Origin of the sequence: Vibrio sp. 10N.247.310.17 (genome assembly GCF_041466605.1) — a bacterium.
GTDB lineage: Bacteria > Pseudomonadota > Gammaproteobacteria > Enterobacterales > Vibrionaceae > Vibrio > Vibrio tasmaniensis_A.
Genome location: NZ_JBFSTC010000079.1, coordinates 23,400 through 27,199 on the forward strand (window position 1 = coordinate 23,400; position 3,800 = coordinate 27,199).

Genomic DNA, 3,800 nt, shown 5'->3' on the forward strand with positions numbered 1-3,800 from the left:
AGCTTAACTTAAGCAAGAGCGCCAAGTTCAAGCAGTACTTCGTCAGCCCATACAATCCATGCTTCACGGATCAGTAGGTTACGACGAAGCGTTAGACGCTCTAGGCGTGCTTGCTTATCTAGTGTAGATGGGGTTGCGTAGTAAGCCGCTTCGATTTCTTTGTAGTGAGAAACCAGTTTGCGAGACTCTTCTACTAGTTCAGCAAGTTGTACACGGTACGCATCAGAAGGTTGTACAGCACAAGCGATTAACTTAGCTGAGAACTCGTCACGAACTGTTGGGTGTGCAGTTGGTTGTTCAAACCATTCACCTAGCGCGCCACGGCCAGCATCGGTGATAGAGTAAACTTTACGATCAGGTTTGCCTTCTTGAGGCTCAAGTACGCAAGTTACCTGGTCGTTCTGAGCCATTTTATTTAGCTCGCGGTAAACTTGTTGGTGGCTAGCTTTCCAGAAGTAACCAATGCTTGCGGAGAATTCTTTTGTGATATCGTAACCAGTAGCATCGCGTGTACTTAAAACGGTTAAAATTACGTGTGGTAATGACATGTCTGAAATCCAAATGGTAAACAGTAAACAAATACTTGAACAACAAGTGTGCTTCTATGGCACGTTATATTGGTTATGTTCAAGTAGCACCAACTCAATCGTTGGTTATGTCACCTTACAAAGCCGTTTATCACCTAGGTTGACCAGTTTATTGGTCGAGTGCCGCAGATTATTATTTTGGAGTGTTTCTGCAGCGGAGCAGTAGTATATCTAAATAATAAGCATAAAGTAGAATACATGGACAAAATAACCCAAAAAACTGACAAAATACTCACTAGTGGTCGTTTGGCAAAACAAAAAGGTCGCCAATGGCGACCTTTTGTTTCTTTTGTAGATGGAATCACTAATTAACCAGTGTTTCGCATACCTGCTGCAATACCTGCAATTGTCACCATTAGCGCTTCTTCTAGCTCTGCTGGTGGTGTTTCGCACTTACGAGTACGGTAAAGCAGTTCCGCTTGAAGCATGTTTAGTGGCTCAACATAGATGTTACGTAGACGAATTGACTCAAGTCCCCAAGGGTCGCTTTGCATCAAGTTCTCGTTATTTTCTACGTTCAGCACCGCTTTGATGTCTTTTTGCAGCTGTTCACGCAGTAACTCACCCAGAGGTAATAGCTCTTCGTCAACAAGTCGCTGATCGTAGTACTTAGCGATTTCCATGTTGCACTTCGAGTACACCATTTCCAACATACCTAGACGAGTCGAGAAGAATGGCCATTCACGACACATCTCTTCAAGTAGCGCTTGATGGCCTTGATCGACAGAGTATTGAATCGCTTCACCAGCGCCTAACCATGCAGGAAGTACCAAACGGTTTTGGCTCCATGAGAAGATCCATGGGATCGCACGTAGGCTTTCTACGCCGCCGTTCGGGTTACGTTTCGCAGGACGAGAACCAAGAGGTAACTTGCCTAACTCTAGCTCTGGCGTCGCTTGGCGGAAGTAAGGAACAAACTTCTCTTCACCACGAACGACGTTGCGGTAAGCTTCGCAAGATACTTCAGACAGCACTTCCATTAGGTCGCGCCATTCTTGTTTTGGCTCTGGTGGTGGCAGAAGGTTCGCTTCTAGAATCGCACTTGCGTATAGGTTGAAGCTATTAACTGCAACATCTGGCAAGCCAAGTTTAAAGCGGATCATTTCGCCTTGTTCAGTTACACGTAAGCCGCCTTTCAAGCTTTTAGGTGGCTGAGAAAGAAGAGCCGCGTGCGCTGGCGCACCACCACGACCAACCGTACCACCACGACCGTGGAATAGAGTCAGTTCAATGCCTTCTTCTTCACAAGCCTTAACTAGCTTGTCCATTGCATCGTATTGCGCCCAGCCTGCAGACATTACACCGGCATCTTTAGCTGAGTCAGAATATCCGATCATCACCATTTGGTGGTTCTGGATAAAGCCACGGTATAAATCGATGCTCATTAGCTGTTTCATTACGGCTTCTGAGTTGTTCAAGTCGTCTAGCGTTTCGAACAATGGACATACGTCCATGCGGTACGGGCAACCACATTCTTGTAGAAGCAAATGTACAGCCAATACATCCGACGCAGTACGAGCCATAGAGATCACGTAAGCACCAAAGGCTTCTCGAGGTTGAGCAGCAACGACCTGACAGGTGTCTAAAACCTCTTTGACCTGCTCAGATGGTTCCCAGTCGCGTGGTAACAGTGGGCGCTTTGAGCTTAATTCATTGGTTAAGAAAGCAACCTTATCTTGCTCGCTCCATTGGTCGTAATCACCAATGCCTAGGTAGCGAGTCAATTCAGATAGCACATCTGAGTGACGAGTACTTTCTTGACGAACATCGAGACGAACCAAATGCACGCCGAATGCTTTTAGGCGGCGTAGCGTATCAAGTAGAGAACCGTCCGCGATTACGCCCATGCCACATTCGTGCAGTGATTGGTAACATGCGTAAAGTGGTGTCCAAAGTTGGTCTATGTTCTGTAGAGTTTCTTTCTTCGGTACTTCTGCGTCGTGCAGTTTTGCATCAAGCACTTCTAGCGTGTTGTTGAGCAGAGTACGTAGGCTCTTCAGGATTGCACGGTAAGCTTCGTGCTCATCGCCAGCCAATTCACGAACGGCATCATTACACTTGGTCATCGACAGTTCGGTAATCAACTCGTTCACGTCACCTAGGTATAGATCTGCGGCTTTCCAGCGAGACAGACGCAGTACTTCTTTGGTGATGGTGTGCGTTACGAATGGGTTACCATCGCGGTCACCACCCATCCAAGATGAGAAATGAACAGGGCGCGCATCAATTGGCAGGCCTTCACCAAGGTAACCTTTTAATCGACCATCCATTTCACGTAGGAAATCAGGCACAGCTTCCCAAAGTGAGTTTTCGACAACTGCAAAGCCCCACTTAGCTTCATCAAGTGGAGTAGGACGTTGCTGACGAATCACATCAGAGTGCCAACCTTGAGCAATAAGTTGCTCTAAGCGGCGTTCGGTTTTCACACGCTCTTTGTGTGATAGGTCGCTTAATTCTAATTTAGACAGACACTCGTTGATCTTAACCAGCTTGTTGATCATGGTGCGACGAGTGATTTCTGTTGGGTGTGCAGTCAGAACGAGTTCAATGTTCAGGTCGCGAACGGCTTGAGCAGCGTCTAGCTTGCTGATGTCATTCTGATTTAATTTGGAAAATAGAGATTGCAGCACATCTGGTTCACAAACATGCTCCTCACAGTGGCGAGAGATCGTATGGTATTGCTCTGCCATGTTGGTGAGGTTGAGAAATTGGTTAAATGCACGAGCAACAGGAGTGAGTTGTTCGTTCGGCAGGTTTTTGATTTCTTCAACTAGGCTGTCACGGTCAGCTTTGTTGCCTGCGCGGGCGGATTTGGAAAGTTTACGGATAGTCTCCACTTTCTCTAAGATAACGTCACCATGTGCATCTTGGATTGTGTTACCTAGCAAGCGTCCCAGCATGCTTACGTTACTCTTGAGAGCGGCGTATTTCTCGTTCATTGTCATCCTGCCTCGTAAAAAAATTACATCCATTGTTCCTTGTTAAGTACACAATCTAGCGAAAAGTGCTGTATCTAGTCAAATAAAGCATTCTAAGTTTGCAATTATTAGGTTTAAAAATGCGGGAGAAGTAAATTTTTCAAAACTTAGGGAAAAAGTGAAATTTAATTACAAGATCGGGCTGTGTCAGGGATAACAGAATAAAAGCCACCTTTTCGGGTCAACACCTATCATTTAAGGTGTTTAGATCGCACAGTGTAGCGAGTCTTACTAA

At 45.9% G+C, this 3,800-nt stretch carries 2 protein-coding genes; both read right to left on the bottom strand.

Annotation, left to right across the window (positions count from 1 at the left end):
* Window positions 1–8 precede the first annotated feature (8 nt).
* Window positions 9–548, bottom strand: coding sequence for a PadR family transcriptional regulator (locus AB6D80_RS18745; protein ID WP_009848889.1), 540 nt, complete (start codon window positions 546–548; stop codon window positions 9–11).
* Window positions 549–895: 347 nt separating this feature from the next.
* Window positions 896–3,532: a phosphoenolpyruvate carboxylase gene (gene ppc, locus AB6D80_RS18750; RefSeq protein ID WP_372189249.1), complete on the bottom strand. Its 2,637-nt coding sequence runs from the start codon at window positions 3,530–3,532 to the stop codon at window positions 896–898.
* Window positions 3,533–3,800 lie beyond the last annotated feature (268 nt).